Raw genomic sequence first — 25,017 nt, 5'->3', positions numbered from 1 at the left:
GGGTAAAATTAAAAAGGGAAATTTGGATGATCTTGTCGAAATTCAAGAAGTTTTTCAACATCATCATCAATTCCCGCTTTGAGTGCTTCAAGCGAAGGGTAGTTTTTTTCGCCATGTAAATAGTTTAAAAACGTGACCCGCATTAACAAGCCATACAGATTAGCAGAAACATTGGGGAAATGTACTTCTAATCGCCATTCGGGATGTTCTTGCTTGATGGCAGGACGAGTTCCGACATGCCCTGCACCAAATAAACTGTTTGGGCTGTAGCCTGCAACACCTGTTTTGCTAGGATGTGCATTGCTGACTGTGTCGGTTAAGGAGGTGGTTTCGCAGACCACTTCAACGCCATAAATACCGTTTAAACAAGGACGATGACGGTTTAAACGTACGTTAATGGTGGGGAAATCTAGGGTACGACCAATTTGATCGCCATATTGTACGCGTCCGGTAATACTATAAGGACGTCCGAGCAGTTGTGCAGCGAGAGCCAAGTCACCTGCTTGTAGGGTTTGGCGAATACGTGTGGAGCTGACCCGTTCACCCGATAAATTTACAGTGCTTAAATTGGTAACTTGAAAACCAAAGTTACGTAAAAAGTCACTGTTGCCTTGACGGTTTTTGCCAAAATGAAAATCATCACCCAAAACTAAATGTGTGGCATTTAAGCTATTTTTTAAAAGGTGGGCAAAGGCTTCAGCATTTAAACTACGGAAGTGATTGTCAAACTTGGCCACGGCAATATAGTCGATGCCCAATTCAGTCAGATATTCGACTTTTTCCCGCAAAGAACTGATACGTGGCGGGGCATCATAACCTTTAAAAAATTCCAGTGGTTGTGGTTCAAATAGCATCACCACCGTTTTTAGTTGTTGTGCGGCAGCCACTGCTTTGAGTTGTTGAATCATCGCCTGATGACCGACATGCACGCCATCAAAATTGCCAATGGTCACGGCAGTTTGAGCTAAGTCGGTGGTAGAAGATAAAGCATTCAGGCGGAGCAGCTGCATGGTCGAATGAAAGTTGAAAATTTGTAAGGGCTATATATTGCCATATTCTCGCGCTTTCGTCTTGTTGTTGTGTTTTTAACCTGAAAAATTATCGAAAAATCAGGCAAAATCCGACAATTTAATCTGCAAATCGCAATCGGGTTTGCACCGCATTCAAATTTCTTTTCTAATGGGGCGGTTTTAATGAACTGCACGAGTAGATGGCTATGAATTCTGATTTTGCTTTAATTATGGCATTGCCCAGTGAGTCTAAAGGCTTGTTTGAGCAAGCTGGGATTCAGGTGCATTACAGTGGCATTGGTAAAGTGAATGCCGCATTTAAAGCCTTTGAAGTGATTCAGAAAACAGGCTGTAAAACCTTGCTCAATTTAGGCACTGCGGGCAGCTCCCATTTTGATGCGCATGCTTTGGTGGAAGTGAGTCAGTTTGTGCAGCGCGATATGGATGTTTCTCCGTTGGGTTTTCAGGTGGGGGTGACGCCTATGGATCAGGAGCATCCTGCAGAAATTGAGCTGGAACGCTATTTTGAGCATTTACCTAACGGAATTTGCGGTACAGGCGATAGTTTTGAAACGGGGACACCGAAAGTGCCGTGTCAGTTGGTTGACATGGAAGGCTATGCGATTGCCAAAGTCTGTAAAAAACTAGGCGTGCGCATGTTGTCGGTCAAATATATTACCGATGGTGCCAATGATACGGCACATTTAGACTGGGAAGAAAACTTGTTGCTAGGCGCACAAAAATTATTATCGTTATATCAAAGTGTTAAGTAATACAGTTGCCCAAAACGCCACGACCCGAGTAAAAACTAGGGTCGTGAGCTAAATTCGGATATTTGTTCAGGTTGGCGCGATTATTCTTGCGCTTCCTGTGCTGGTTCAGCCGTGACAACAGTTGCTTCTGTAGCATTGATTTCGTCCTGACGAGGCACAATACCGTACAACATCATGTGAACCGTGTGTTGTAAAACGCGTTGCAGCATACTGCGGTTACGCAAGGTTTTACCTGTGACCATTTCCATTTGTGTGGCAAAGTCAGCATAGTTTTGGGTAATGGCCCAAATATTCAAAATGAGCAGTTCAGGGTCAATCTGTTTCGACAGTTTGCCTTGTTCTTGCCACATGGTAATGACTTTGGCTTTGCGTTTTACCAGTTTTTTCAGAGGACCTTTTAAAATTTCCTGAATATGTGGCGCACCTTGAATCACTTCTAAAGCAAATAGACGTGATGCTTTCGGTTGAGTACGTGAAACCTCAATTTTCTGTAACAGATAATTGGTAATCGCTTCTTCTGGCTCAAGTTCGGCTTCAAGCATTTGTAAAGGCGCAAGCCATTTTTGTAGTACTGTAGTTAGTACTTCAACATATAAGGCTTCTTTATTTTCATAATAATAGAAAATATTCGACTTATGCATCTCTGCAATTTGTGCGATTTCATCCAAACTTGCACCGCTAAACCCGTATAAGGAAAATACGTCGAGTGCAGCATTGAGAAGCTGATGGCGTTTTTGTGTACTCTTTTTTTGTTCCATTCGTAATTTTAAAACAATGAAAAAAGGGAATTATTAATTGTACGGCAAATCATCAGGCTTGTGCATCCTTTAAAGATGTATTTTTAAAATATTTTTAGTTTATTCTGTAGCTTAGCTATTAAATCCGTTAAAAGCATAGTTACAGAGGGGGAGTATCTTGCTTTTGTATTTTTTGACTGAATGAATAAGTTTTTTGAATTTTTTATATAAATGATAAAAGTAAAGTTTCTTCCTGCCTTGCATCAATTTTATTTAAAAAAACTAAACAGTGGTGTGGATGCTGCCAATTTTGATCATCCGTACACTGTCGTGCTGACAGATATAGGTGTGATGACCTGATTTAATCGGCAGCATGTTCCACGTGAAACATGTTTGGATTTTGGTTGTGCAGTATCATTCAACCTGTCAAAAAACCTCACTTAGAGCCGTTTTTTACACACAATTGAGTTGCGTTGATAGTTATATAAAGCCTGACGTGCATCGGGTAAATCATCGACACTGGCAGGAGCAAAGCCCTGTTCTAGAAACCAGTGTGCGGTGCGGGTAGTTAAAATAAATAATTGCTGAATGCCCATGGCTTTGGCTTTATCTTCTAAATAATCCAAAATTTGGCGGCCACGGTTGGATTTACGATAAGCAGGATGAACCGCGACACAGGCAATTTCGGCAGACTTGAGTTCATGACCTGTGGTTGGAATTGGATATAGGGCGGCACAGGCGAGAATCATGCCGTCACGTTCAATCACTGCAAATTGTCCAATTTCATTTTCTAGACGCTCACGTGAACGATAGACCAACACGCCTTCTTCTTCTAAAGGACGTAATAAACGAATCAAGCCGCCCACATCCTGAATATTGGCCATGCGGACTTCTTCATAATGTGCATCACTCACCATCGTCCCTGAGCCATCGCGGGTAAACAGTTCTTCGAGTAAAGCACCATCGTAGGCATAGGAAATGAGATGTACCCGATGTACGCCGTTTAATGAGGCATCTTGGGCTGCATCTAAGTGTAAAGCCAACTCTGGATGATGTTGCTGAGCATCTTCAATATATGGATTTAAATGTTGCGGATGAACTTCACGTTGCAATTGACCTTCAGCATTTTGCAAACCGTGTTGTGCGCCTAGGAAAATCAGTTTGTCGGCTTTTAATTGAATGGCAGTTTTGGTTGCCACTTCTTCGGCTAACAAGTTGAACACTTCACCTGTGGTGGAATAACCTGTCGGGCCGAGCAACACAATATTATAATTTTCTAAATGGCGTTGAATGGCATCGGCATCTACCGTGCGGACTTCGCCAGTCAGTTGATAATCAACTCCATCACGAATGCCATACGGTTTGGCAGTAATAAAATTGCCCGACACCACATCAATCCGTGCGCCGTACATAGGGGAGTTCGCTAACCCCATCGACAATAAGGCTTCAATTTGCAGGCGAATTGAACCGACAGCATTCATGACACACGATAAAGATTCACGAGTGGTGACACGACGTTGCAAATGAAACGGTGTATCAATTTGGCTGAATTTTAAGTTTTGATTAATTTGTGGACGCGCACCATGTACCAAAATCAAACGAATACCAAGCGAGTGTAGTAGGGCAATATCATGAATAATGTGCTGAAAGTTTTCATGCAAAACCGCTTCACCATCGAACATAATCACAAAGGTTTTATTGCGGTGGGCATTGATATAAGGCGCAGAATGTCTAAACCAATGCACATATTGTAAGGTTGTGCTGTGCGGGTTTTCAGTTGGAGTCATTCGTTGGCCTGCTGTAATGATCGATGGTGCTGTCTTTGATTCTAATCAAAAAATTCTGCAGCGGAAGACTAAATATAAAAAAACACCTGAATGGTGCTTCAGGTGTTGTGGAGAAATGCTATTTTTCAGCTCAGGCTGAACGGTTTTAGCCAATAATACGAATAATACGCTGGGTGCGCTCATTAATCAGCACATAGTCACCGTTGACTTTATACCACTGCTGATAACGACCTGTGTTGGGTAAACGACGTGCTTCACGATCACTGACTTTGTAGCGGTTCGCATCATATCCGCGTGGGAGGTTTTGACCTACACGCCAGTCACGACTTGGATTCACGCGTTTTTGATCATAACGCTTTTGTTCCCACTGTGCATGATGACGTGGATTGTCCCAGCGCTTGTCTTGATGTTTATATGCTGCACTCGCTTGATGACGACGATCATCATAACGATGGTCGGGTGCTGCCATGGCCGATGTTGCCATGATTGCGCTTAAAGACAGTGCTAAGGTGCTGAGTAATTTTTTCATGGGATTTACCTTCAGTTTTAAATATGGGTTGATGTGTTCAAATTAATCAAATACTCAAGATAAACGATGGTGGAAATTGAGGTGAATTGTGAATTTTATGGAGAAAACAAGGAGAGCTCGAGCGGGATATTTCACAACAATAAGATGAGTGTGAGCATCATCCTATAAAAAAGCCCAAAGTGGACTTTGGGCTATGGATTTAGAGCTTGTGTATGTACAACAGTAGGTCTATAAACCTGCGATACGCAAAATATGGTGATTTTCGACATCGACCAAAATGTAGTCTTGGTTGATTTTATACCATTGTTGTTTGCGTTCAGGGCGGGGCAAGTTATGTTCCTGATAATCGACTTTATAACCATTGCCACGATAATGCTGCGGCATGACATAACCCGTTTGCCATTTATGTTGCTGTAGACGTTTTACACCACGTTCTTCACGCATGCGGCGTTTGTCTTGCATACGCTCTTCAGCATCGGCACGAAATTCATGTTTATTGTGTGCTTGGTTACGAGGATGGTCAGCTGAGTCTCGATCAAATTGAGGAGCGGCAGTTGCAAAATTGCTGCTTAGTAAAGCACTGAAAGACATTGCCAGAACTGTCAAAATCTTTTTCATGTAAACCCCTCATTCTCTCATCTTGATATCACAGTTCATACTTTAACCATTAAATGCAGAGAAACTGTGAAGAAAGCACATGAATTTTTTAAATACGCTCTGCAGGATACGGCATGGTATTGATTCTATTATGCGACAAAATACGAAATTTAGTAGCTATCGCTCAGAAAATAGGGGTGGGATGATTTTTCTTGTGCTAAGGAAAGGATGAGACATCACCATAGCAGCGTACTGCTATGGTCTGCTTTAGTTCCAATGTTCAGTTAAGCCTTGTAAAGATTGCACAGCGATGGCAACACATTCGGCTGTTTCACGATCATCCAAAGCCACAATTAAATGCTGACCTAATTGCAAGCTTTCAATACTTTGAATCACGGCAGTTTTACGTTGAATATCAGTCATCACAATTTACCTAATGCTTGTTGTGGAGATACATCAAGCATAGGTGATGTATATTGATTTGGAAAACCGTATAATTTTATAAAAACAATCCAATAAAACGATTATTGCCACCGTTGCCATGAGTTTTGCTTAATAGGCGTAGTTTAAATCGGTGTAGTCGGTCAATGATTTTTGAATATGTGCATTGATAAATTCGCGTACATCTTCAGTACTCATTGGTGCGCCTTGCTTGCTAATCACGTGTTCAATTTCAGGTTGCCCTTCAATTTTAATACGATAAACAAAGTTTTTAACCACTTTGTAGGCATCGTCCAGTTTTTCAATGCCTGTGACATAGTGGTAAGCATGTTCAAAATTAAGGTCGGTATGTGAAAATACAAACTGATCAAACAGTTTGATTTTCTGACCGTTGTCGAGTGCCTGAATGTCATCTACGATGCTGGCTTCAAACTTCATGCCATATTTTTCAGAAATAGGCTGACCATCAATCAGTAAAGACACCATACCATCTTCAAGTGGTGTCACGGTGATGTTGTTTAATTCAGTCATGTTGCTCTCTGCATCGTTGAGGTTGAATTGAGATGTGGAAGCATGGTAATCAGGCTTTGCATTGCCAAAAATAGGCAGGATAGAAACCTGAAAATGCTTGTGCGATGCCATTTTACCGCAAATCAATGTGCAAAAATTGGCAATATGCTAGGTTAAGTCCATAAAAAAGGAAGCAAGCGCTTCCTTTCTTCGGATCAAACGACAGAACTAATCCTGTGCATCAATACTTTGACCATTCATGTGCAAGCTGTCATCGCCCATTAAATATAAATAGGCAGGCATGATTGCATCGGGTGTTGGTAAGGTTTTTGGATCTTCATCAGGATAGGCTTTGGCACGCATGGCAGTGCGGGTTGCACCCGGGTTAATGCAGTTGTAGCGAATATTTGGATGCACCTGTTCTTTGGCAAATAACTGGCTCACCGCTTCAATTGCAATTTTAGACACCGAATAAGCACCCCAGCGTTCACGTGCTTCACGGCCAACCCCTGAACTGGCAAATACCACCGAGGCATGTTCTGATTTTGCCAAGAGCGGCAATAATTCCTGAGTCAAGACAAAAGGCGCACGTAAATTTACCGCCATGACATCATCCCAGACATCTGCAGGGTAATTTGCCAACTCAGTCCGTTCGCCTAAAATGCCTGCATTATGCAAAATACCATCCAAACGTCCGAATTGTTTGTCTAGGGTATCGACCAGTAATTCATAATCTCGTGGTGAAGCACTTGAAAGCTGCAGCGGCAAAATAGCAGGTTGTGGTGCGCCTAAACTTTCGATTTCATCATAAATCACTTCAAGTTTATTTAAGGTACGACCATGCAGCACTACGGTTGCTCCGTGTAGCGCATAACTGAGGGCAGCCGCTCGTCCAATACCATCACCCGCACCTGTGATCAGGATAATACGATCTTTGAGAAGATCGGGGCGAGGTTGATATTCTGAGTATTTCATGGGCATCCCTCCTGTTCATTTCTTATTGCTTATGGGTTGAGTTTCATGTCATCGCTTTACAGGACTGATTCAAGCATTGGCACTGCTGTTTTGCGTTGCAGCTTGCAGCACCAATTTGTCTAAAACCGTATGTAATTCAGTCACTGAATCCACTATACAATCTGCTTGCCATGCTGTTAAGTCATCTTTGTGTTGCAAGGGTAAATAACCGTATGCTGCCAAAATGGTATACATATTGGCGTTACGACCTGCATCGATATCACGTGGATGATCGCCCACATAAATACAATGTTCTGGGGCAATTTCAATCTGTTTGGCCGCCAAATACATAGGTTCTGGGTCTGGCTTGGTACGGCTAACATCTTCAGGGCAGACCAAAACTGCACAGCGTTCAGTTAAATTCAGTGCTTTGAGCAGTGCTTCGCTGAGCCAGCGCGGTTTATTGGTGACAATACCCCACGGAATTTGACGCTGTTCCAACGCATCAAGCAGTGGATACATGCCTTCAAACAGATCAGTTTCGACTGCAATATCTGCACCGTACAGGTCTAAAAAGCGTTGTCGATGGGCCAAAAATACAGGGTCATCTACCTCAAGTTCTGGATAGACCAATTTGACCATCGCCCGCGCACCTTCAGATACCTGTGTGCGAATGGCGTCTGCTGCCACAATCTCACAGCCTTTATCGCGGCACATATCTTGAATGATGCGAATAAAATCTGCAGCGGTATCAATTAAGGTGCCATCGAGGTCAAATAAAACCGCCTTCATTCTGTTGCCTCATTGACCGTGTAGACCATGTAGTTCACATCAACATTAGGTGCCAACCAATAGCGTTTAGTCAGTGGGTTGTAGTGTAAACCCGTCATATCTTTAAGTTTTAAACCCGCTTGGCGAATGTCGTGTGCCAATTCAGACGGTTTAATAAATTTATGATAATCGTGTGTGCCTTTGGCTAACATGCGCAGCACGTATTCTGCCCCAATAATGGCAAATAGGTATGATTTAGGGTTGCGGTTAATGGTCGAGAAAAATACATGACCGCCCGGCTTGACCAGTTTTTGGCAGGCTTGAATAATCGAGGCCGGATCAGGTACGTGCTCTAACATTTCCATGCAAGTCACCACATCGTATTGACCAGCTTGCTCATCTACCAATTGCTCAACAGGAATTTGGCGATATTCAATATTGTGTACGCCTTCTTGTTCTGCATGCAGGCGTGCCACGTTTAAAGGTGCTTCGCCCATATCAATTCCAAGCACATTGGCACCGCGACGAGCCATGCTTTCTGCCAAAATACCACCACCACAGCCGACGTCTAGCACTTTCTTGCCTGCCAAGCCGCCTGCGTGCTCATCAATCCAGTTTAAGCGCAGTGGATTAATCATGTGCAGGGGACGGAACTCGGAATGCTGATCCCACCATATGGCTGCAAATGCTTCAAATTTGGCAATTTCTTGTGGATCAACATTCAAATGCGACATGGGTGCCACCTCAATTGGGTCGTGATAATTGGAAAAATAGATATAAACCCTAGTGTAGCGTTAATTCTAAAAAAAGCGATAAAAGCTGTAAAAAAGTTCACAGAAGGAAAACGAAATCAGCATAATTGATTTATAGTGTTGCCATACACTAAACAGAATGATTTAGAGGATTATAAACGCAATGAAAAAATTCCTTTTAGGTAGTTTGGCAACTGCCATCTTTGCTATTTCTGGTAGCACTATGGCGGCAAATTTTGTAGCAGGTAAAGATTATAGCGTTGTCGCCAACCCGGGTAAGGTTGATGTACCGGGTAAAATTGAAGTGCGTGAGTTCTTTTGGTATGGCTGTGGTCACTGCTTTACTTTAGAACCATATATGCAAACATGGTTACGCCAGTTACCTAAAGATGTGAATTTTGTGCGTACTCCTGCAGCCATGAATCCTGTTTGGGAAATGAATGCACGTGGTTATTATGTGTCTGAAGCTTTGGGTGTGCGCAAGAAAACTCACTTGCCACTTTTCCATGCCATTCATGACAAAGGTCAGCAAATTTTTGACCAACAATCACAAGCTAAATTCTTTGTGAAATATGGTGTACCTGAAGCGAAATTTAACAGCATGTTTAACTCGTTTGCGATCACCTCTAAAATTTCACAAGCTAAACAATTGGCGCGTCAGTACCAATTGACAGGTGTACCTGCGGTGGTGGTGAATGGTAAATATATCGTTCAAGGCGATAACGGCAAAGTGATTCAAGTAGTGAACTACTTGGTTGATCAAGAGCGTAAAGCTAAGAAATAAGCAGATGCAATAACAAGATGATGCAAGGCTGAATCAGCAGCGCATCGCTAAAAACCGCAATGATTGCAACGTCATTGCGGTTTTTTTAATGCAGGTTAAAAGTGTGTTGTATGTTTAATCTGCGACAGGCTGCGGACGTTGCCAGTGGCAAATGCCACGAAATAATAAATGTACTTGAGTAATGGTTTGTTGAATAAAACGCTGCTGTTGTTCAGGTAATTTTTCGGCTTCAAATTGGCGTTCTAAACCAATCCAGCTCATTGCCCAATTTAACGATAAATTAATTAAAATATTGGCCAGAATGTGAAAATCTTCAGCATGCTGAAAATGTTGTACGCTTTCGACCCGTTGTAAATCATTAGCTAAATCTTCAATTAAAAAATCAATTTCACGGGCGATGGCTTGCCGTAAAATGGTCGAACCGCCCCAGCGTTCGGCAATTAAAAAAATCCATTGTTGTGGATGTTGATCGACAGATTTAAAAAATAGGGTCAATGCCTTTTCGGTCTGTGCATCGGGTTGGTATAAATAAGCTTGTCCCAACTGATACAAAATACCTTTAATGTGCAAGGCAACTTGATCGACCAAATCTAGCCCCAACTCATCCATATCTTGAAAATGCCGATAAAATGCGGTGGGCACCAGTCCAATCTGTCGTGAAATTTCTCTTAAGCTAATGCTGCTAAATGCACGTCCTGCGCTGCTGAGTTGCAGCACTGCCTCCATAATTGCCTGACGACTTTGTTGTTTTCGTTCTTCCCGAATCGACATTGTATTTCCTGATTCTGCCAGTGCCGCGCAGTCTAACAAAAACCTGTGTTTCACGATAATACTAAAAGATGAATGAAGCCACTTTGTAAAAATACAGGCAAAATTTACCGAAACAGCACACGTCAAGCTTTGGAAAAGCGACCTGCGCTGTGGCATCTGTTATACTTGCGGGCAATTTATTTGAGCCAAAAATAAGGACACATTATGCGTATTGACCAACGAGCTTTAGATCAATTACGTGAGGTAAAAATTACCCGTAACTATACTCGCTATGCTGAAGGTTCAGTGTTGGTAGAGTTTGGTCATACCAAAGTTTTGTGTACCGCAAGTATTGATAACTCTGTACCGCGCTTTTTAAAAGGGCAGGGACAAGGTTGGGTAACTGCAGAATATGGCATGTTGCCACGTTCAACTCATACCCGTAGTGACCGTGAAGCGGCGCGTGGTAAACAAAGCGGACGTACACAGGAAATTCAGCGCTTAATTGGTCGTAGCTTGCGTGCCATGGTCGATTTGAAGAAACTGGGTGAAAACACCATTACCATTGACTGCGATGTGATTCAGGCCGATGGCGGTACCCGTACTGCAGCCATTACAGGTGCAGCAGTGGCATTGATTGATGCTATGAATGTGTTGCTGGAAAAGAAAAAAATTAAGCATGACCCATTAAAGGGTTTGGTGGCTGCAATTTCTGTGGGCATGTACCAAGACCAAGTGTTATTGGATTTGTGCTATGAAGAAGATTCAAATTGCCAAACTGATTTAAACGTGGTGATGACACAAGCAGGTGAATTTATTGAAATTCAGGGTACTGCTGAAGATAAGCCGTTTAATCGTGTGCAATGTAATGCCATGTTGGAAATGGCAGAAAAAGGTATTCAGGAATTGGTAAAAAAACAGCAGCAAGCTTTAGGTTGGTAAGCTAAGCTTTTTGATGTTTTTCTGCTGTTTAAGAGCGCATCTTCGGATGCGTTTTTTTATGGATGAGATTTAGATTGCGATAGGAAGCGTGAAGCAAAAAGCTACAATATTGCAGGATGCGTTCTTTTAAGATGGAAAACTGTATGCAAAGAGCCTGAATGAAAAGAGGAGGAAAGCATGAAACTATTGATTATTTTAATGTCTGCCATGATGTTGTTTTTAACTGCATGTGATTCACGTACTGAGCGTGAAAATGAAGACAATCGTAGTGTACTCGGTCAAGCTTCTGACAACGACAACGACAACGACAACGACAACGACAACGACAACGACAACGACAACGACAACGACAACGACAACGACAACGACAACGACAACGACAACAAGGACGATGATTAAATTCAAAATTGAGGCATAAAAAAAGGAGGCTCATTTGCCTCCTTAAAATCAATTTTTGGAAAAAATTAAGGGTGCAGATTGCACCCTTAATTTTAAAAGTAATCGTTTACGCATTAAAACGCATTGATAAATCCACAGCTTTGACATCTTTGGTTAAAACACCCATCGAAATATAATCTACGCCTGTACTAGCCACTTCACGTAAATTTTCAATGGTGATGTTGCCCGACGCTTCAAGTTTACAACGACCTGCCACATGCTTGACCGCATCAATCATTTGTTGCTGGCTAAAGTTATCCAACATCACAATATCAGCTTTGGCTTCAAGGGCTTGATTTAGTTCATCCCAAGTTTCCACTTCAACTTCTACAGGTTTGCCCGGAGCAATGGCATGTGCTTTGGCAATTGCCTGAGTAATGCCGCCTGCTGCCATAATGTGATTTTCTTTAATCAAAAAGGCATCAAATAAGCCTAAACGATGGTTTTGTCCACCACCGACCGTGACAGCATATTTTTGTGCAATGCGTAAACCCGGTAAGGTTTTACGGGTATCTAGCAGTTTGGTATTTAAGCCTTCAAGTTGTTGCACATAGGCTGCGGTTTTAGTCGCAACAGCAGACAGGGTTTGCACAAAATTCAGCGCAGGGCGTTCTACCGTTAACAGGCTGCGTGCAGAACCTGCCAATTTCAAAAAGGCTTCATTGGCAGCAACGTGGTCGCCATCATTTTTTAACCACGTGACTTGCACATTGGCATCGTATGCTTGAATCAGGGCATTTACCCACGGTTGACCTGCCAAAATCATGTCTTCACGGCTAATAATGGTGGCAGTGGCCTGCTCATCTTCAGGGGTCAATAATGCGGTAATATCACCATCGCCAATATCTTCTTGCAAGGCTTGCTGAATATTGATTTGGATGGATTGTTCAAGCAAAGCTGGAGAGATGCTCATAAGATTTTCCGTGTCGATCTTGCCCATGAAAATTGCGCGTTATATTAACACTGTTCTGCGTCAGGATGTGTTTTTTAGCCACGTTCGGGTGTAATTTAAGATGTTCATTGTCACGCGTTGGCATTAAACTGAAATTTCTGTTCTATTTTTCTATTCTAATGGTTTGGGGATTGCCTTATGCAGCATGTGCCGTCGTTTCAGGTGGTTGAGGGTCAATTACAAGGGGCAAGACAAGTCCCATCTCCGAATTTCAACGCCCGTCCGACAGACCAAGAGATTCAATTGCTGGTCATTCACAATATTAGTTTGCCGCCGTCACAATTTGGTGGTGGTTATATTGAGCAATTTTTTCAGAACCAAATGGATTGGTCGCAGCATCCTTACTTTCAGACCATTCAGGGCCTGCAGGTTTCGGCACATTTGTTGATTTTAAGAACAGGCGAGGTGCTGCAATTTGTTAATTTTGCAGATCGGGCGTGGCATGCGGGGCGTTCTAGTTATTTGGCACAGCCTGAATGTAATGACTATTCAATTGGGATTGAATTAGAGGGCAGTGATGACTTGCCTTTTGAAACAGCGCAATATCAGAGTTTGGTGCAGGTGGTACACAGTTTGCAGCAGGCCTATCCGAGTATTCAACAGCATATTGCAGGACATTCCGATATTGCACCGGGACGTAAAACTGATCCAGGGCCGTATTTTGACTGGCAGTATTTTCGTGAACAGTTATCTCAACTTAAAGCTTCGACATCACAGGAAAAATTGATCAATCAATAACAAAACTTTGTTGATGCTTTGATTACAATAGCGACTAAATTTTTAATTGGGTGGTAACGATGGCGCTTTGGCGATCGACCTTTATTGTCAGTGCAATGACCATGCTGTCACGGGTGCTAGGATTAGTCCGTGATGTGGTATTGCTGAATGTGTTTGGTGCAGGTAAAGATTTCGATACCTTTGTGGTGGCGTTTCGTATCCCCAACTTTTTCAGGCGACTGTTTGCCGAAGGGGCGTTTTCGCAGGCATTTATTCCTGTATTGACCGAATATAAAACCAGCCGCACTCATGCCGAAGTACAAATTTTAATTAGTCGGGTTTTTGGCTGTTTAATGACGGTAATGACAGGGCTAACCTTTACCGCCATGGTGGCTGCGCCTGCGGTGATGTATATCTACGCACCGGGTTTCCATAGCGACCCTGAAAAGTTTGCGCTAGCCACCGATATGTTCCGCCTGACCATTCCTTATTTGTTGTTTATGTCGCTGACGGCATTTGCCAGCAGTATTTTGAACAGCTATGGCTCATTTACCACGCCTGCCTTTGCGCCTGTATTGCTGAATGTGGCGATGATTGCAGGTGCATTATGGCTCACACCGTACATGGCAGAGCCGATTATGGCACTGGGTTGGGCGGTGATTATCGCGGGTGCTTTACAACTTGCGATTCAAATTCCAGAACTATGGCGTAAAAAGCTGCTGATTCCCCCTAAAGTTGATTTCAAGCATGAAGGGGTGGATCGGATTATGAAGCTGATGCTGCCTGCTTTATTTGGGGTATCGGTCACGCAAATTAACCTGCTACTCAACACCATTTGGGCATCTTTTATGCAGGATGGTTCGGTGTCGTGGTTGTATAGTGCGGAACGTATGACAGAGCTACCTCTGGGCTTAATTGGTGTAGCGATTGGGACGGTCATTTTACCGTCACTGTCTGCGCGTCATGCAGAACAAAATATGGATAAATTCCGCGGCATGATGGACTGGGCTGCACGGGTGATTATTTTGGTGGGTGTCCCTGCCAGTATTGCACTGTTTATGTTGTCAACGCCTATTATTCAGGCCTTGTTTGAGCGTGGTCAGTTTAGTTTTAAAGATACGCAAATGACCGCTTTGGCCTTGCAATGTATGAGTGCAGGGGTGATTTCATTCATGCTGATTAAAGTCTTTGCACCGGGTTTTTATGCACAGCAAGACACCAAAACACCAGTACGTGTGGGTTTAATGGCTGTGGCTGCCAATGCGATTTTAAACGTGGTGTTTATTGGCTTCTTTAAACTGATTGACTGGCAAGCTGAACACATGGCATTGGCACTGGCATCATCAGGTTCGGCTTTGGTGAATGCAGGCATGTTGTATTTCTATTTGCATCAACGCAAGATTTTCCGTTTTGGTGCGCACTGGAAAAAACTCATGGTGCAGTTTGCAGTGGCAAATGCCGTGATGATTGCTGCGTTGTGGTATGCCTTAACTTGGTATAACGGTGATGTATCACAATGGATGCGTGTGGCAGAAGTCACTGCGCTGTGTGTGGTGGGCGTAGTGGCCTATGGGGTTGGATTGTTGGCAACGGGTTTTAGACCACGTCATTTAAAACCTTAATGAAGCGAAGTTGATCTGAAAAAATACCGCAATTTAAATTGCGGTATTTTTTTGTTTAAAGATGATGCGGCTTTGGATTATTTTACAATTTCTAAAAGTTCCACATCAAAAATAAGCGTGCTGTTTGGCTCAATTGCATCGCCTGAGCCAATTTGACCGTAGGCTAGAGCAGCAGGAATAAAGAAGCGATATTTGGCACCAACTTTCATGAGTTGTAAGCCTTCAGTCCAACCTTGAATGACTTGGCTGACCTGAAATTCTGCAGCTTGATCGCGGGCGATAGAACTGTCAAATACCGTACCATCAATTAAACGACCTTCATAATGGACTTTAACGGTAGAGGTGGCTTTGGGTGATTTGCCCGTACCTGCCTGTAAGACTTGATATTGCAAGCCAGACTTGGTGACTTTGACCCCTGCCTTTTTGGCATTATTGTTTAAAAAGGCTTGCCCAATTTTAGCATTGCTATCGGCTACTTTTTTAAGCTCAATCAGTTGTTTGGCTTCGGCTTGCTTTTTGAATTGAGTCAGCACTCGTGCCATTTCTTCATCGCTTAAACTGGCGGCTTGGTCTTGTGTTGCCATTTTTAAGCCAGCAATGAAGGCTTCGAGATCAATATCTTTTAAGGTTTCCGCATTGCTGCGCCCCATTAAATAACCAAAGCTATAACCGACCTGATCTGCAACAGGACTTTTATTGGTCACGGTTTTGGCAAAACTGCCACTGCTGAGCAGTGCGATACACACAAGGGCAAGGTGTTTTTTCATTCTTTTCGTCCTAAGACCATACAGGAGAGCCAAGCTCTCCTGAAAGGGTGATGTTGTTATTTCACTTCAATCAGTTCAACATCAAAAATTAAGGTGCTGTTGGCAGGAATCATGCCTGGTACACCTTGTTCGCCGTAGCCCAGTTTCGATGGAATATACAGCGTAGCTTTACCGCCTTCCTTCATGAGCTGTAAACCTTCAGTCCAGCCCGGAATGACTTGATTCAGTGGGAATTCAATTGGCTCACCACGTTGTACCGAGCTGTCAAATACTTTGCCATCGACCAGTTTACCCGTGTAGTGCACTTTGACCACAGAGCTTGCCGTTGGCTGTTTGCCTGTGCCTTCTTTAATCACTTGATATTGCAAGCCAGAAGCTGTGGTTTGTACGCCTGCTTTTTTGCCATTTTCAGTTAAGAATGAATCACTGGCTGTTTGTGCAGCTTGCGCTTGAGTGGCTTGTTTTTGTTGCAACTCTTGCTGGAATTGCTCATAGGCTTTTTGTAATTCTTCTTCGGTGTAGGCAGGTTGTTTACGCGCATGACCTTCACGAACACCTGTTACAAAGCTGTTGATGTCTAGCTCTGGTGGGGTTTGATGTGCCACTTCATAACCCAAAGCGTAGCTGATTTTTTCAACCGCAGAAGCATTTGCCGACGCTTTAGAGGTCGCCACTGCTGGGTTTTGAGAGGCATAATAAACAGGAACAAGTGCAGCACCGCCTAAAATTACAGCAACAGCGATGGGTAAGGCTTTACTCATAGGTTTTCTCAAATTCATTTTATAGTTAAAAAAGCAGCATTCATCTTAGCAGACTTTTTCACAGACTTTTCTAGTTTGGCACGTGGCTTTGCAGCCTGTGTCGATTCAACTTTTTTAATATATGCTGCTTACGCAGTTTATTCTATAACAGACTGAATATCTAAAACATTTTTTATACATAAATCTTATCAATTCAGGACTAGATGTGGGTCATTTAAGAAAAGTCAGATTGCGTTTGGGCTGTAGGTAAATTTTTATTGTAATCGCATAAATGATCAAGACAGCGTCCTGATGGGTTGTTGTCCAATAATAGGATTAACCTTCGGTTCGACCCACTTTTGTTTCGGCAAAAGTGGGCAAAACCATTGTCATCCACAAAACCTGTTTAATTCTTGTATCTCATTCATTATTTCGCAGAAACAATAATGGTCTAATGCTACGCAGGTTGTGGATGACACTTCCGAGTATCCTCATGTGATCTAGGTTTTTAGATGAGCGGTTTTACCTAAATAAAGATAGAAATATATTTGACTATCATGACTTATCTTAAAAGTCAGTCAAAGTCGGCCTTTAACACAACCCGATAGCGTGCCTTGCCCTGATGCAAATGTTCAATTGCCTGATTGATTTGTGACATCGGAAAAACTTCCACCTGTGGGGCAATCTGTTTGCGTGCGGCAAATTGTAGTAATTGACGCAGCGCTGCAGGCGAACCTGTCGATGAACCAGTAACCGATTTTGCACCGCCAATTAAGCTGCCCGCCTTAATTTGCATGGGTTCTAGCGCTACACCTAGCATGTGAATAGTGCCATGTGGTGCAAGCGTACTTAAATAAGCATTCCAGTCCAAGCTTACGTTTACCGTACTTAAAATCAGGTCAAACTTGCCACGCTGGGTTTTAAGGGCAGCAGCATCACGGCTGTTCACTACATGGTCTGCACCCATAGCCAGTAATTCTGCGGTTTTGTCTGGATTGGAACTGAACGCCGTAATTTCACAGCCCCATGCTTTTAATAATTTGATGGCGATATGCCCCAAGCCACCAATACCAATCACCGCAACATGATGTACTGCCTGAATTTGATGTTTCAAGATCGGATCAAATACGGTAATTCCACCACAGAGCAAAGGCCCTGCACTGACAGGATCGACCTCATCGGGTAATGGAATTACCCATTGCCAACCTGCACGGACTTTATCGGCAAAACCACCTGCATGTCCCACAATGGTTGCGGTAGTGCCATTGCTGCACAGCACTTGTTCGCCTGCAATACAGGCATCGCAGTGTTGGCAACTGTCTGCAGTCCAGCCAATGCCTACACGTTGCCCCACGGTTAAGCCTTTGGCCTCACTGCCTAATTGGGTAATCGTGCCAATAATTTCATGTCCTGCCACCACAGGATATACCGAGGAATGCCAGTCATTTTGAATGACTGAAAGATCGGAATGGCATAAGCCACAATATTCGACTTTGACTTCTACCTGATGCGCCTGCAGTTCACCCGCATCAAATTGATAGGCTTGCAGGGCTTCACCTGCCTGCATTGCGGCATAGGCTCGAATGGTATTACTCATATTGCACCGTCCTTGTCATCGACTGACTGTATTGATTGGTGATCTTGCTGTTATGGGGTGAGCAGTTTTGAATACTAAAGCTTGGATGTTGTTTTAAAGTGACAGTGATTTTCATGGTCATCGACCATGCCCACAGCCTGCATAAAGGCATAGCAGGTGGTCGGGCCTACAAATTTAAAACCATTTTTCTTTAAGGCTTTCGACATGGTAACACTGGCGTTGGTTTGTGCAGGTGCAAGACGATAGTCAGGTACATCATTCCTAATAGGTCGCTGTGCGACAAAATCCCAAAGCCATGTCACGACGTCTATATCGGCATCTTTTAGTTTTTGCCATGCACGTGCGTTGTCACGAATTGCTTGTAATTTGCCTCGATGTCGAATCAATCCAGCATCTTGTAATTTGAGCGCAATATCATCATCACTGAAGGCGGCAATTTCAGCAATGCTGTATTGAAAAAAATGCTGACGATACGCTTCACGTTTTTTTAATACAGTAATCCAAGACAAGCCTGCTTGCTGTCCCTCTAAACACAGCATTTCAAATAAATGCACTTCGGCAAATACAGCTTGTCCCCACTCTAAATCATGATAGGCAATATAGAGCGGATCATCGGAACACCAGCCACAGCGTTGTATCGTCATGGGTCATGCTCCTTGTTGAATAGATAGCTGAATAGATGTGAATGGGACGGACTTAAAGCTGAAATGCTGCCCATTGGTCATGTTGGTTATCCCAATAATATAGTTCTGCCTGTTGCAGATCGTGAAAGGAAATCCAGTTGTCTTTACCAACTTTATCTGAATAACCTGTGCTGATGAGCAGGGCATCTTCAGTAATTTCCATGACCCAGCCTTGATGGACTTGTCCTGCCAATACAATTTTTTGTTGATTGCCAGATTCTGCAAATTCCACCAATCGATTTATCAAGGCTTCAGACATGAAATGTTCCTAACAAAATTAACGTAAATAAGGATAAGGATTGACCGCACCGCGTCCTTTACCATTTAAATAAAGTCCGTAATGCAAATGTGCGGCAGTGTGTCGGGCGTTGCCTGTATTGCCGACATAGCCAATATGCGTTCCTGCCTTGACATAATCGCCCACGTTTAAACCGCGTTTATGTCCATCCAAGTGTGCATAGTAATGCCAAGTGCCTGCAGGCCCTAATATCCAAATTACTTTACCACCTAAGCGATTATCGCGTAAGTCTGCAATTAAACCTTCTGTAGCGCTATACACTTTGCTGCCTTTGGCGGCAAGAATATCAATGCCTTCATGCAAACGTCCGCTACTACGAGATGCACCCCAAGTGTCATTCAACTGATGCGCTTTAATGCCCTGCACAGGAATGGGCAAGCGAGTTTTTAAACTCATTTGATTGAGTTTTTGCACCAAGGCAGGCGGGAGTGGGGTACTAGGACGTTTCGGTGCAGAACTACAGGCCGCAATCAATAAGGTAAAGAGTGACAGGCTTAAAACAGCAATCCATCGAAACATAAGACATCCTTGTAATGGCAGTGAAAGCAAAGATTTCATTCATCACGATGCTTGACTATGTCACAGATTGATTGCCGAGATCAATTTTTTCATGGCCGTCGGAATGCCCAAATCGCTGGCTTGTTGCGGACTATACCAATCTGCATTCAGTTCTATTGCCAAGTGTTCTTGTAGATCAGCATCGACCTGAAAACACAGTGCTTCAAGCTGCCAAGTGAAATGGGTAAAGCTATGTGAAATCTGTGCGCGTTGCTGTACCTGTTTAAGGCTCAAGCTTTGACACAGTTGCTCAAAAGCCTGTGCATCTTCAATGACAGGCAAACACCATAGTCCACCCCAAAGTCCTGTATTGGGACGTTGTTGCCATAACCACTGATCTGCGCATTGCAGTACTAAGACCTGTGCAGATTTAACGGGTACGGCTTTTTTCGGTTTTTTAAAGGGCAATTCCTGCTCTAAACCTTGTTGATGTGCTTTGCAGTGTTGTTGCATTGGGCAATATAAGCACAGTGGTTTTTTGGGGGTACAAATGGTGGCGCCCAAATCCATAATAGCCTGCGTATAGTCGTGATTACGCACTTCGGGGCAGAGCTGTTCTGCCAGTTGCCACATGGCACGTTCATGTACAGGTTTGGATAAATCATCTTCAATAGCAAAAAAACGTGCTAAAACCCGTTTGACGTTGCCATCCATAATGACGCCGTATTGGCGTAAACCCAGCGACATCATGGCACCACCCGTAGAGCGACCAATGCCCGGCAAAGCCATCCACTGTTCGAGCGTACTTGGAAAATGTCCTTGCTGTGCCACAATGGCTGCGGCTTTATGCAAGTTGCGGGCGCGGGCGTAATAGCCTAAACCTGCCCAATACGGTGCAACTTCATCCCAAGTTGCACGTCCTAAATCTTGCACTGTCGGAAAGCGCTGCAAAAAACGCTCAAAATATTGCAATACGGTTTTGACCTGAGTTTGTTGCAGCATGATTTCAGACACCCACACCGCATAGGGATCATCGGCGACTTGCCACGGCAGGTCATGGCGTCCGTGTTGATCGAACCACGTGAGGAGAGCATCGGAAAATGAAAAAGCAGTCATGCGAACCCAGTTTGTAAAGTAGCGGCTTAGTATAGCCAAACTGGCGTGGGAATTACGTGCATAAAAAAAGAAGATGAGCGTGCATCTTCTTCTTTAGGTTTGGTTTCACTTGGTTTGGGATAAAACGAGTCGTGGTTTAAATTTGACCGCTCATACCCCAACGGTTATCCAATTTTAAGGTCTGACCTTCATAGCGTGGAATAATGTGGATGTGTAAATGCTCAGATTTAGCATCAAACACATCGCCATCATTAAAACCAACATGGAAACCTGCAGGTTGATGACGCAATTGCAACTCATTGCGCGCCAATTCTAATAAAGACAATAAACTTTTACGTTCTTTGTCTGTAATGTCAAAAAAAGAGCCGACGTGACGTAGCGGAATGATTACGCAATGTCCTTTAGACAGGGCATTGGGTTCAGGCAAAATTACCCCAAATTCATTTTTTGCCAAAACATCATAATCATCAAAATTGCAATAAGGGCATTGCTCAGTCATTGTTATATCCTCTTCTTTAAAATTTTCTTGGCTTGCGTTGAGTATATGCTGCGTAATGTGAACAGCAGATTAATCTGCTAAACGACGATCTAGCACTTCATACATGGCAGCTAAACCTTGTTGCTCTGCCGATGCGTTGTAGCCTAAATCGACCCCATTGGCTTTGGCACGTTCATCAGCTTGAGGGTTACTAAAGCCGTGTTTGGCATCTTCAAAAATAATCACTTCATGCTCTACTTGAGCCGCGTGCATTTCTTCACGGAAACTTGCGACGTCGTCTAAAGTCACCATGCTGTCCAGTTCACCATGCAACACCAAAATCTCGGCTTGTACCTGACCTTGTTGTGCAGGGGCTTTCGGGCTGAGGTTGGCGTGGAAGGTCACCACTGCTTTTAATGCTGCGCCAGAACGAGCCAAATCCAGAACGACTTTGCCGCCATAACAGAAACCAATTGCAGCGAGTTTATCGCGATTTACTTCAGGTTGGGCAGCTAAAGTGTCCAAAGCTGCAGACGCACGAGTCACAATTGTGTCAGCATCTGCAAAAGTTTGCATCATCCATTCATTGGCTTGGGCTGCGGTGGTGGTGACTTTTTTATCGCCATACATATCAATCGCTAAGGCTGCAAAACCATGTTCAGCCAATTCACGCGCGCGTTGTTCGGTGTATTCGTTACGTCCCCACCATTCAGGTGCGACAATCACCCCCGCGACAGCTTGTGCTGTTTCTGGTGCAGCAAAATAACCGATCAGTTTGCTGCCATCTGCAGCCGTATATTCAATTTCGCGAGTTTTGATTGCTAAAGCCATGCCTTATTCCTTATCGTTTTCAATGCCATGATTAAAGCATAATAATATGGCACGCATTTTTAAAAACAGGGTAAATACTGCCTATAAATGTGAGAAAATATTTTTAAAATAGCCAAATTGGCATTTGTTGCGTAAAAAGCGGACATAAAAAAAGAAGGAAAAATCCTTCTTTTTTATCTGATTTTTAGGAATTTATAGACGAGGTCACTAGATTTTTCCGCGAGAGAGGAAACCAACAATTGCCAAAATCACAGCAATCACCAATAAAATAATGGCAAAGTCTTTGGATAAACCTGCGACACCACCAAAACCAAGTAAACTCGCGATTAACGCAATCACTGCGAAGATTATAGCCCAACGAAACATAATTGTTCTCCATGTGTTTTTATAGCTTCTGAATTTAGTATAGGGAGCTGAACGCAGCACACTGTTTTGTTTTTGTGTATTAAATGTTCAGTTGTTTGAGTTAAGTGTTTGATTCATTTAAAGACTAAACAAAAGCAACAAGTTGAAACAAGGCTGTTATAATGACGCAGTTTTGTTATTTTCTGTGCGCTATGTCTGATCAATTACGACCTGAATTTTGGAAAAACTATCCGCTGAATGCCTTAAATACTGCGGAATGGGAAGCCTTGTGCGATGGTTGCGGTTTATGCTGTTTGGTCAAACTAGAAGATGAAGACACGCAAGAAGTGGCCTATACCAAAGTGGCGTGCAAGTTACTGGACTGTAACACAGCACGTTGTTCAGATTATGCCAATCGCTTTGACTTTGTGCCCGATTGCATTCAACTTACCCCCGAAAAACTAGAAAAAATTCACTGGTTGCCGCCAAGTTGTGCCTATCGTCGTTTAAAACAGGGCAAAAATTTGCCATCTTGGCATTACTTAAATACGGGCTCACGCCAAAGTGTGATTAAAGCCAAAAAATCTGCGGCAGGGCGTTGTATTTCAGAACTGGATGTTGCAGAAGAAGATATAGAAGATTATGTGGTGCGTTGGGTGCGTTAATTCATACTGCAGAATAAACTTTGAATCGTGTTTTAGCGATAAATCGGTACGATTAGAAATACTCCAAAGCTTGAGATCATAGTAGACTAGGTTGAAGTCAAGTATAGAAATAACAAGATGTCAGAGAGTCATATTCCACTGCCTGAGCGTTTGCGTCCACGCGATTTATCGCAAATTATTGGTCAAGATCATCTTTTAGGTGAGCAAGCGCCGTTACGCCAAATGATTGATCAGGGGCATTTGCCTTCAATTATTTTCTGGGGGCCACCAGGGGTGGGGAAAACCACCATCGCTTTGCTGTTGGCGCAGGCGGTAGATCGTCCTTTTATCAGCCTTTCTGCCTTGAATACTGGGGTCAAAGAGCTGCGTGAAATTATTGCCGAAGGCGGCGATTTGCTCACACCAGTGGTGTTTATTGATGAAATTCATCGCTTTAATAAGTCGCAGCAAGATGCCTTATTAAATGCGGTGGAAAAGGGCAAAATCACCTTAATTGGTGCGACCACTGAAAATCCATCTTTTGAAGTCAATAGTGCGCTGCTTTCACGTTGTCAGGTCTATACCTTAAAGGCTTTAGATGCCGATTCGATTCAGACTTTGCTGACTCAAGCCATTCAGCAAGATCAATTCTTAAAAGACCGTTATATTCAGATTGAAGAATTTGATGCTCTGATTCAGTTTGCTGCAGGTGATGCACGCAAGGCTTTAAACCTACTGGACTTGGTGGCAAGCACCTTTGAACCCGAGGTGGAAAATATCATCACCAACGCGATTGTGGTCAAGGTTGCGCAACAAAACATTGCCCGTTATGACAAGTCAGGCGAGCAACATTATGATTTGGTATCGGCTTTTATTAAGTCAATTCGTGGCAGTGACCCCGATGCTGCATTGTATTGGATGGCGCGCATGCTCAAAGGCGGTGAAGACCCGAGCTTTATTGCGCGTCGCATGTTGATTGCTGCTTCGGAAGATATTGGCAATTCAAATCCGAATGCCTTGTTATTGGCAGGCGAGTGTTTCCGCTCGGTACAAGTGCTGGGTATGCCCGAAGCGCGGATTATTTTAGGACAATGTGCAGTATATTTGGCAACCAGTGCCAAAAGTAACAGTACTTATTTGGCAATTAATAAAGCCATGGATTTGGCTGAAAAAACCGCCAACTTACCTGTGCCACTGCATTTGCGTAATGCACCGACCAAACTGATGAAAGAACAAGGCTATGGCGTAGATTATTTGTATCCGCACAATTACCCAGAGCATTTTGTGCTACAGGACTATTTGCCGCCTGAACTGAAAGGCACAAAGTTGTATGAGTCGGCACGTAATAAACGTGAAGTGGAAGGTGAGCGTTTACAACAACGTCGTTGGCAGCAGACTCAATCCTAAGCGATTTGGTATAGCTGAAAAGATATTTGTAAAAGTATTGGCATAAAAAAAGCTCAAGAATCAACTTGAGCTTTTTTAGATTTGTTTGCAGCCTTGAGTGCTGCATTCAAAGGTTTAAAGCGGTTTGATGTTTACAGCATTCGGGCCTTTTTGACCTTGCGCAATGCTGAATTCAACTTGCTGACCTTCGTGTAAAGTCTTGAAGCCTGAGTGTGCGATTTCGCTGAAATGCGCAAACACATCTGGACCAGATTCTGGTTGAATAAAACCAAAACCTTTAGTTTCGTTAAACCACTTTACCGTGCCTTTCATTGTCGGATTTGACATAGGGAAATATCCTGCTGAATTTTAATATGTTGCAATCTAAAAAAGATTTGGAATAACTGGGAAAAAGATGCGACTTAAAATCTGAACAAACGAAGGATTACAAAATAAAACTACGGACTTAGACGATTAAAACGAACTTCATATTTTTCTAGTATGACAACAAGCATACACGGAATTGCAGAATACACAATTTAAATTCAGATAAATTTAAAAATAGGCA

General features: G+C 43.1%; 31 protein-coding genes. 8 read left to right on the top strand and 23 right to left on the bottom strand.

Annotation, left to right across the window (positions count from 1 at the left end):
- Positions 1-8 precede the first annotated feature (8 nt).
- On the bottom strand, positions 9-1,010 hold the full coding sequence (ribF, locus tag FTU35_RS07390; RefSeq protein ID WP_131261250.1) for a riboflavin biosynthesis protein RibF: 1,002 nt from the start codon (positions 1,008-1,010) through the stop codon (positions 9-11).
- A 206-nt stretch (positions 1,011-1,216) separates the two neighbouring features.
- Between ribF and FTU35_RS07385 the strand changes: the two genes are divergently transcribed.
- A complete protein-coding gene (locus tag FTU35_RS07385; protein WP_004974047.1) occupies positions 1,217-1,783 on the top strand; it encodes a hypothetical protein in 567 nt (188 codons plus the stop codon).
- Positions 1,784-1,863: 80 nt separating this feature from the next.
- On the opposite strand, the gene FTU35_RS07380 is transcribed toward FTU35_RS07385, so the two are convergent.
- The 9 genes from FTU35_RS07380 to ubiG form a co-directional block, all read right to left on the bottom strand.
- A complete protein-coding gene (locus tag FTU35_RS07380) occupies positions 1,864-2,541 on the bottom strand; it encodes a TetR family transcriptional regulator C-terminal domain-containing protein (protein ID WP_104852769.1) in 678 nt (225 codons plus the stop codon).
- A 419-nt stretch (positions 2,542-2,960) separates the two neighbouring features.
- On the bottom strand, positions 2,961-4,307 hold the full coding sequence (gene argA / locus FTU35_RS07375; RefSeq protein ID WP_154320155.1) for an amino-acid N-acetyltransferase: 1,347 nt from the start codon (positions 4,305-4,307) through the stop codon (positions 2,961-2,963).
- Between the two features lie 145 nt (positions 4,308-4,452).
- Positions 4,453-4,836, bottom strand: a complete 384-nt coding sequence (locus tag FTU35_RS07370; protein WP_154320156.1) for an RcnB family protein — start codon at positions 4,834-4,836, stop codon at positions 4,453-4,455.
- Between the two features lie 228 nt (positions 4,837-5,064).
- On the bottom strand, positions 5,065-5,454 hold the full coding sequence (locus FTU35_RS07365) for an RcnB family protein (RefSeq protein WP_154320157.1): 390 nt from the start codon (positions 5,452-5,454) through the stop codon (positions 5,065-5,067).
- A gap of 246 nt (positions 5,455-5,700) precedes the next feature.
- A complete protein-coding gene (locus FTU35_RS07360) occupies positions 5,701-5,856 on the bottom strand; it encodes a hypothetical protein (protein WP_004974054.1) in 156 nt (51 codons plus the stop codon).
- Between the two features lie 129 nt (positions 5,857-5,985).
- Positions 5,986-6,405, bottom strand: a complete 420-nt coding sequence (locus tag FTU35_RS07355) for a hypothetical protein (RefSeq protein WP_004974057.1) — start codon at positions 6,403-6,405, stop codon at positions 5,986-5,988.
- Positions 6,406-6,612: 207 nt separating this feature from the next.
- Positions 6,613-7,359 carry a YciK family oxidoreductase gene (locus FTU35_RS07350; protein WP_004974058.1) on the bottom strand — a complete coding sequence of 249 codons (747 nt, stop codon included), beginning with the start codon at positions 7,357-7,359 and terminating at the stop codon, positions 6,613-6,615.
- 69 nt (positions 7,360-7,428) lie between these two features.
- Positions 7,429-8,130, bottom strand: coding sequence for an HAD family hydrolase (locus FTU35_RS07345; RefSeq protein ID WP_004974060.1), 702 nt, complete (start codon positions 8,128-8,130; stop codon positions 7,429-7,431).
- Positions 8,127-8,843: a bifunctional 2-polyprenyl-6-hydroxyphenol methylase/3-demethylubiquinol 3-O-methyltransferase UbiG gene (gene ubiG, locus FTU35_RS07340; RefSeq protein WP_004974063.1), complete on the bottom strand. Its 717-nt coding sequence runs from the start codon at positions 8,841-8,843 to the stop codon at positions 8,127-8,129. The genes FTU35_RS07345 and ubiG overlap by 4 nt, the downstream gene beginning before the upstream one ends.
- A 181-nt stretch (positions 8,844-9,024) precedes the next feature.
- On the opposite strand from ubiG, the gene FTU35_RS07335 reads away from it, so the two are divergent.
- Positions 9,025-9,645 carry a thiol:disulfide interchange protein DsbA/DsbL gene (locus FTU35_RS07335; protein WP_004974070.1) on the top strand — a complete coding sequence of 207 codons (621 nt, stop codon included), beginning with the start codon at positions 9,025-9,027 and terminating at the stop codon, positions 9,643-9,645.
- Positions 9,646-9,759: 114 nt separating this feature from the next.
- On the opposite strand, the gene FTU35_RS07330 is transcribed toward FTU35_RS07335, so the two are convergent.
- Complete coding sequence (locus tag FTU35_RS07330) at positions 9,760-10,416, bottom strand: TetR family transcriptional regulator (protein WP_136144683.1); 657 nt, start codon at positions 10,414-10,416, stop codon at positions 9,760-9,762.
- Positions 10,417-10,620: 204 nt separating this feature from the next.
- Here FTU35_RS07330 and rph point away from each other — a divergent pair, with 204 nt between their 5' ends.
- Together rph and FTU35_RS07320 are read left to right on the top strand one after the other, a co-directional pair.
- Positions 10,621-11,337: a ribonuclease PH gene (gene rph, locus FTU35_RS07325; RefSeq protein WP_004974074.1), complete on the top strand. Its 717-nt coding sequence runs from the start codon at positions 10,621-10,623 to the stop codon at positions 11,335-11,337.
- 177 nt (positions 11,338-11,514) lie between these two features.
- Positions 11,515-11,736, top strand: coding sequence for a hypothetical protein (locus FTU35_RS07320; RefSeq protein WP_179994338.1), 222 nt, complete (start codon positions 11,515-11,517; stop codon positions 11,734-11,736).
- 106 nt (positions 11,737-11,842) lie between these two features.
- Here FTU35_RS07320 and nadC read toward each other — a convergent pair whose 3' ends face one another.
- Positions 11,843-12,688, bottom strand: a complete 846-nt coding sequence (nadC, locus tag FTU35_RS07315) for a carboxylating nicotinate-nucleotide diphosphorylase (protein WP_004974082.1) — start codon at positions 12,686-12,688, stop codon at positions 11,843-11,845.
- Between the two features lie 177 nt (positions 12,689-12,865).
- On the opposite strand from nadC, the gene ampD reads away from it, so the two are divergent.
- Together ampD and murJ are read left to right on the top strand one after the other, a co-directional pair.
- On the top strand, positions 12,866-13,465 hold the full coding sequence (ampD, locus tag FTU35_RS07310; RefSeq protein WP_004974083.1) for a 1,6-anhydro-N-acetylmuramyl-L-alanine amidase AmpD: 600 nt from the start codon (positions 12,866-12,868) through the stop codon (positions 13,463-13,465).
- A 50-nt stretch (positions 13,466-13,515) separates the two neighbouring features.
- Positions 13,516-15,066, top strand: coding sequence for a murein biosynthesis integral membrane protein MurJ (murJ, locus tag FTU35_RS07305; RefSeq protein WP_171287394.1), 1,551 nt, complete (start codon positions 13,516-13,518; stop codon positions 15,064-15,066).
- A 77-nt stretch (positions 15,067-15,143) separates the two neighbouring features.
- Here the strand turns inward: murJ and FTU35_RS07300 are convergent, their stop codons facing one another.
- The 10 genes from FTU35_RS07300 to FTU35_RS07255 form a co-directional block, all read right to left on the bottom strand.
- Positions 15,144-15,833 (bottom strand): FKBP-type peptidyl-prolyl cis-trans isomerase, encoded by a 690-nt coding sequence (locus FTU35_RS07300; RefSeq protein WP_004974089.1) that lies wholly within the window; start codon positions 15,831-15,833, stop codon positions 15,144-15,146.
- A gap of 56 nt (positions 15,834-15,889) precedes the next feature.
- On the bottom strand, positions 15,890-16,594 hold the full coding sequence (locus tag FTU35_RS07295; protein ID WP_004974091.1) for an FKBP-type peptidyl-prolyl cis-trans isomerase: 705 nt from the start codon (positions 16,592-16,594) through the stop codon (positions 15,890-15,892).
- 553 nt (positions 16,595-17,147) lie between these two features.
- On the bottom strand, positions 17,148-18,170 hold the full coding sequence (locus FTU35_RS07290; RefSeq protein ID WP_004974093.1) for an NAD(P)-dependent alcohol dehydrogenase: 1,023 nt from the start codon (positions 18,168-18,170) through the stop codon (positions 17,148-17,150).
- 74 nt (positions 18,171-18,244) lie between these two features.
- Positions 18,245-18,814 (bottom strand): DNA-3-methyladenine glycosylase I, encoded by a 570-nt coding sequence (locus FTU35_RS07285; protein WP_180064631.1) that lies wholly within the window; start codon positions 18,812-18,814, stop codon positions 18,245-18,247.
- Positions 18,815-18,866: 52 nt separating this feature from the next.
- Positions 18,867-19,112, bottom strand: a complete 246-nt coding sequence (locus FTU35_RS07280; protein WP_104852758.1) for a hypothetical protein — start codon at positions 19,110-19,112, stop codon at positions 18,867-18,869.
- 18 nt (positions 19,113-19,130) lie between these two features.
- Positions 19,131-19,670 carry a M23 family metallopeptidase gene (locus FTU35_RS07275; RefSeq protein WP_131261236.1) on the bottom strand — a complete coding sequence of 180 codons (540 nt, stop codon included), beginning with the start codon at positions 19,668-19,670 and terminating at the stop codon, positions 19,131-19,133.
- Positions 19,671-19,730: 60 nt separating this feature from the next.
- Positions 19,731-20,765 carry an A/G-specific adenine glycosylase gene (gene mutY, locus FTU35_RS07270; RefSeq protein WP_131261235.1) on the bottom strand — a complete coding sequence of 345 codons (1,035 nt, stop codon included), beginning with the start codon at positions 20,763-20,765 and terminating at the stop codon, positions 19,731-19,733.
- Between the two features lie 136 nt (positions 20,766-20,901).
- Complete coding sequence (locus FTU35_RS07265) at positions 20,902-21,264, bottom strand: HIT family protein (RefSeq protein WP_070155794.1); 363 nt, start codon at positions 21,262-21,264, stop codon at positions 20,902-20,904.
- 69 nt (positions 21,265-21,333) lie between these two features.
- Positions 21,334-22,074 carry a dienelactone hydrolase family protein gene (locus FTU35_RS07260; RefSeq protein WP_136144130.1) on the bottom strand — a complete coding sequence of 247 codons (741 nt, stop codon included), beginning with the start codon at positions 22,072-22,074 and terminating at the stop codon, positions 21,334-21,336.
- A gap of 207 nt (positions 22,075-22,281) precedes the next feature.
- The gene (locus FTU35_RS07255; RefSeq protein WP_004974108.1) at positions 22,282-22,440 is read right to left on the bottom strand and encodes a DUF1328 domain-containing protein; all 159 of its coding nucleotides are present in this window, start codon (positions 22,438-22,440) and stop codon (positions 22,282-22,284) included.
- A 191-nt stretch (positions 22,441-22,631) separates the two neighbouring features.
- Here FTU35_RS07255 and FTU35_RS07250 point away from each other — a divergent pair, with 191 nt between their 5' ends.
- Positions 22,632-23,084: a YcgN family cysteine cluster protein gene (locus FTU35_RS07250; protein ID WP_136144131.1), complete on the top strand. Its 453-nt coding sequence runs from the start codon at positions 22,632-22,634 to the stop codon at positions 23,082-23,084.
- Positions 23,085-23,201: 117 nt separating this feature from the next.
- Positions 23,202-24,470 (top strand): replication-associated recombination protein A, encoded by a 1,269-nt coding sequence (locus FTU35_RS07245; protein ID WP_004974112.1) that lies wholly within the window; start codon positions 23,202-23,204, stop codon positions 24,468-24,470.
- Positions 24,471-24,584: 114 nt separating this feature from the next.
- Here the strand turns inward: FTU35_RS07245 and FTU35_RS07240 are convergent, their stop codons facing one another.
- Positions 24,585-24,797, bottom strand: a complete 213-nt coding sequence (locus FTU35_RS07240; RefSeq protein ID WP_004974113.1) for a cold-shock protein — start codon at positions 24,795-24,797, stop codon at positions 24,585-24,587.
- Between the last annotated feature and the right edge of the window lie 220 nt (positions 24,798-25,017).

This window comes from Acinetobacter sp. YH12095 (assembly GCF_013419245.1).
Classification (GTDB): Bacteria; Pseudomonadota; Gammaproteobacteria; order Pseudomonadales; family Moraxellaceae; genus Acinetobacter; species Acinetobacter towneri.
This window is presented reverse-complemented; position numbering and strand designations above follow the sequence as displayed.

What these genes read in the sequence shown, in the direction of transcription:
- ribF (WP_131261250.1), bottom strand. Translation starts at nt 1,010, where the DNA reads ATGCAGCTGCTCCGCCTGAATGCTTTATCTTCTACCACCGACTTAGCT.
- FTU35_RS07385 (WP_004974047.1), top strand. Translation starts at nt 1,217, where the DNA reads ATGAATTCTGATTTTGCTTTAATTATGGCATTGCCCAGTGAGTCTAAA.
- FTU35_RS07380 (WP_104852769.1), bottom strand. Translation starts at nt 2,541, where the DNA reads ATGGAACAAAAAAAGAGTACACAAAAACGCCATCAGCTTCTCAATGCT.
- argA (WP_154320155.1), bottom strand. Translation starts at nt 4,307, where the DNA reads ATGACTCCAACTGAAAACCCGCACAGCACAACCTTACAATATGTGCAT.
- FTU35_RS07370 (WP_154320156.1), bottom strand. Translation starts at nt 4,836, where the DNA reads ATGAAAAAATTACTCAGCACCTTAGCACTGTCTTTAAGCGCAATCATG.
- FTU35_RS07365 (WP_154320157.1), bottom strand. Translation starts at nt 5,454, where the DNA reads ATGAAAAAGATTTTGACAGTTCTGGCAATGTCTTTCAGTGCTTTACTA.
- FTU35_RS07360 (WP_004974054.1), bottom strand. Translation starts at nt 5,856, where the DNA reads ATGACTGATATTCAACGTAAAACTGCCGTGATTCAAAGTATTGAAAGC.
- FTU35_RS07355 (WP_004974057.1), bottom strand. Translation starts at nt 6,405, where the DNA reads ATGACTGAATTAAACAACATCACCGTGACACCACTTGAAGATGGTATG.
- FTU35_RS07350 (WP_004974058.1), bottom strand. Translation starts at nt 7,359, where the DNA reads ATGAAATACTCAGAATATCAACCTCGCCCCGATCTTCTCAAAGATCGT.
- FTU35_RS07345 (WP_004974060.1), bottom strand. Translation starts at nt 8,130, where the DNA reads ATGAAGGCGGTTTTATTTGACCTCGATGGCACCTTAATTGATACCGCT.
- ubiG (WP_004974063.1), bottom strand. Translation starts at nt 8,843, where the DNA reads ATGTCGCATTTGAATGTTGATCCACAAGAAATTGCCAAATTTGAAGCA.
- FTU35_RS07335 (WP_004974070.1), top strand. Translation starts at nt 9,025, where the DNA reads ATGAAAAAATTCCTTTTAGGTAGTTTGGCAACTGCCATCTTTGCTATT.
- FTU35_RS07330 (WP_136144683.1), bottom strand. Translation starts at nt 10,416, where the DNA reads ATGTCGATTCGGGAAGAACGAAAACAACAAAGTCGTCAGGCAATTATG.
- rph (WP_004974074.1), top strand. Translation starts at nt 10,621, where the DNA reads ATGCGTATTGACCAACGAGCTTTAGATCAATTACGTGAGGTAAAAATT.
- FTU35_RS07320 (WP_179994338.1), top strand. Translation starts at nt 11,515, where the DNA reads ATGAAACTATTGATTATTTTAATGTCTGCCATGATGTTGTTTTTAACT.
- nadC (WP_004974082.1), bottom strand. Translation starts at nt 12,688, where the DNA reads ATGAGCATCTCTCCAGCTTTGCTTGAACAATCCATCCAAATCAATATT.
- ampD (WP_004974083.1), top strand. Translation starts at nt 12,866, where the DNA reads ATGCAGCATGTGCCGTCGTTTCAGGTGGTTGAGGGTCAATTACAAGGG.
- FTU35_RS07300 (WP_004974089.1), bottom strand. Translation starts at nt 15,833, where the DNA reads ATGAAAAAACACCTTGCCCTTGTGTGTATCGCACTGCTCAGCAGTGGC.
- FTU35_RS07295 (WP_004974091.1), bottom strand. Translation starts at nt 16,594, where the DNA reads ATGAGTAAAGCCTTACCCATCGCTGTTGCTGTAATTTTAGGCGGTGCT.
- FTU35_RS07290 (WP_004974093.1), bottom strand. Translation starts at nt 18,170, where the DNA reads ATGAGTAATACCATTCGAGCCTATGCCGCAATGCAGGCAGGTGAAGCC.
- FTU35_RS07285 (WP_180064631.1), bottom strand. Translation starts at nt 18,814, where the DNA reads ATGACGATACAACGCTGTGGCTGGTGTTCCGATGATCCGCTCTATATT.
- FTU35_RS07280 (WP_104852758.1), bottom strand. Translation starts at nt 19,112, where the DNA reads ATGTCTGAAGCCTTGATAAATCGATTGGTGGAATTTGCAGAATCTGGC.
- FTU35_RS07275 (WP_131261236.1), bottom strand. Translation starts at nt 19,670, where the DNA reads ATGTTTCGATGGATTGCTGTTTTAAGCCTGTCACTCTTTACCTTATTG.
- mutY (WP_131261235.1), bottom strand. Translation starts at nt 20,765, where the DNA reads ATGACTGCTTTTTCATTTTCCGATGCTCTCCTCACGTGGTTCGATCAA.
- FTU35_RS07265 (WP_070155794.1), bottom strand. Translation starts at nt 21,264, where the DNA reads ATGACTGAGCAATGCCCTTATTGCAATTTTGATGATTATGATGTTTTG.
- FTU35_RS07260 (WP_136144130.1), bottom strand. Translation starts at nt 22,074, where the DNA reads ATGGCTTTAGCAATCAAAACTCGCGAAATTGAATATACGGCTGCAGAT.
- FTU35_RS07255 (WP_004974108.1), bottom strand. Translation starts at nt 22,440, where the DNA reads ATGTTTCGTTGGGCTATAATCTTCGCAGTGATTGCGTTAATCGCGAGT.
- FTU35_RS07250 (WP_136144131.1), top strand. Translation starts at nt 22,632, where the DNA reads ATGTCTGATCAATTACGACCTGAATTTTGGAAAAACTATCCGCTGAAT.
- FTU35_RS07245 (WP_004974112.1), top strand. Translation starts at nt 23,202, where the DNA reads ATGTCAGAGAGTCATATTCCACTGCCTGAGCGTTTGCGTCCACGCGAT.
- FTU35_RS07240 (WP_004974113.1), bottom strand. Translation starts at nt 24,797, where the DNA reads ATGTCAAATCCGACAATGAAAGGCACGGTAAAGTGGTTTAACGAAACT.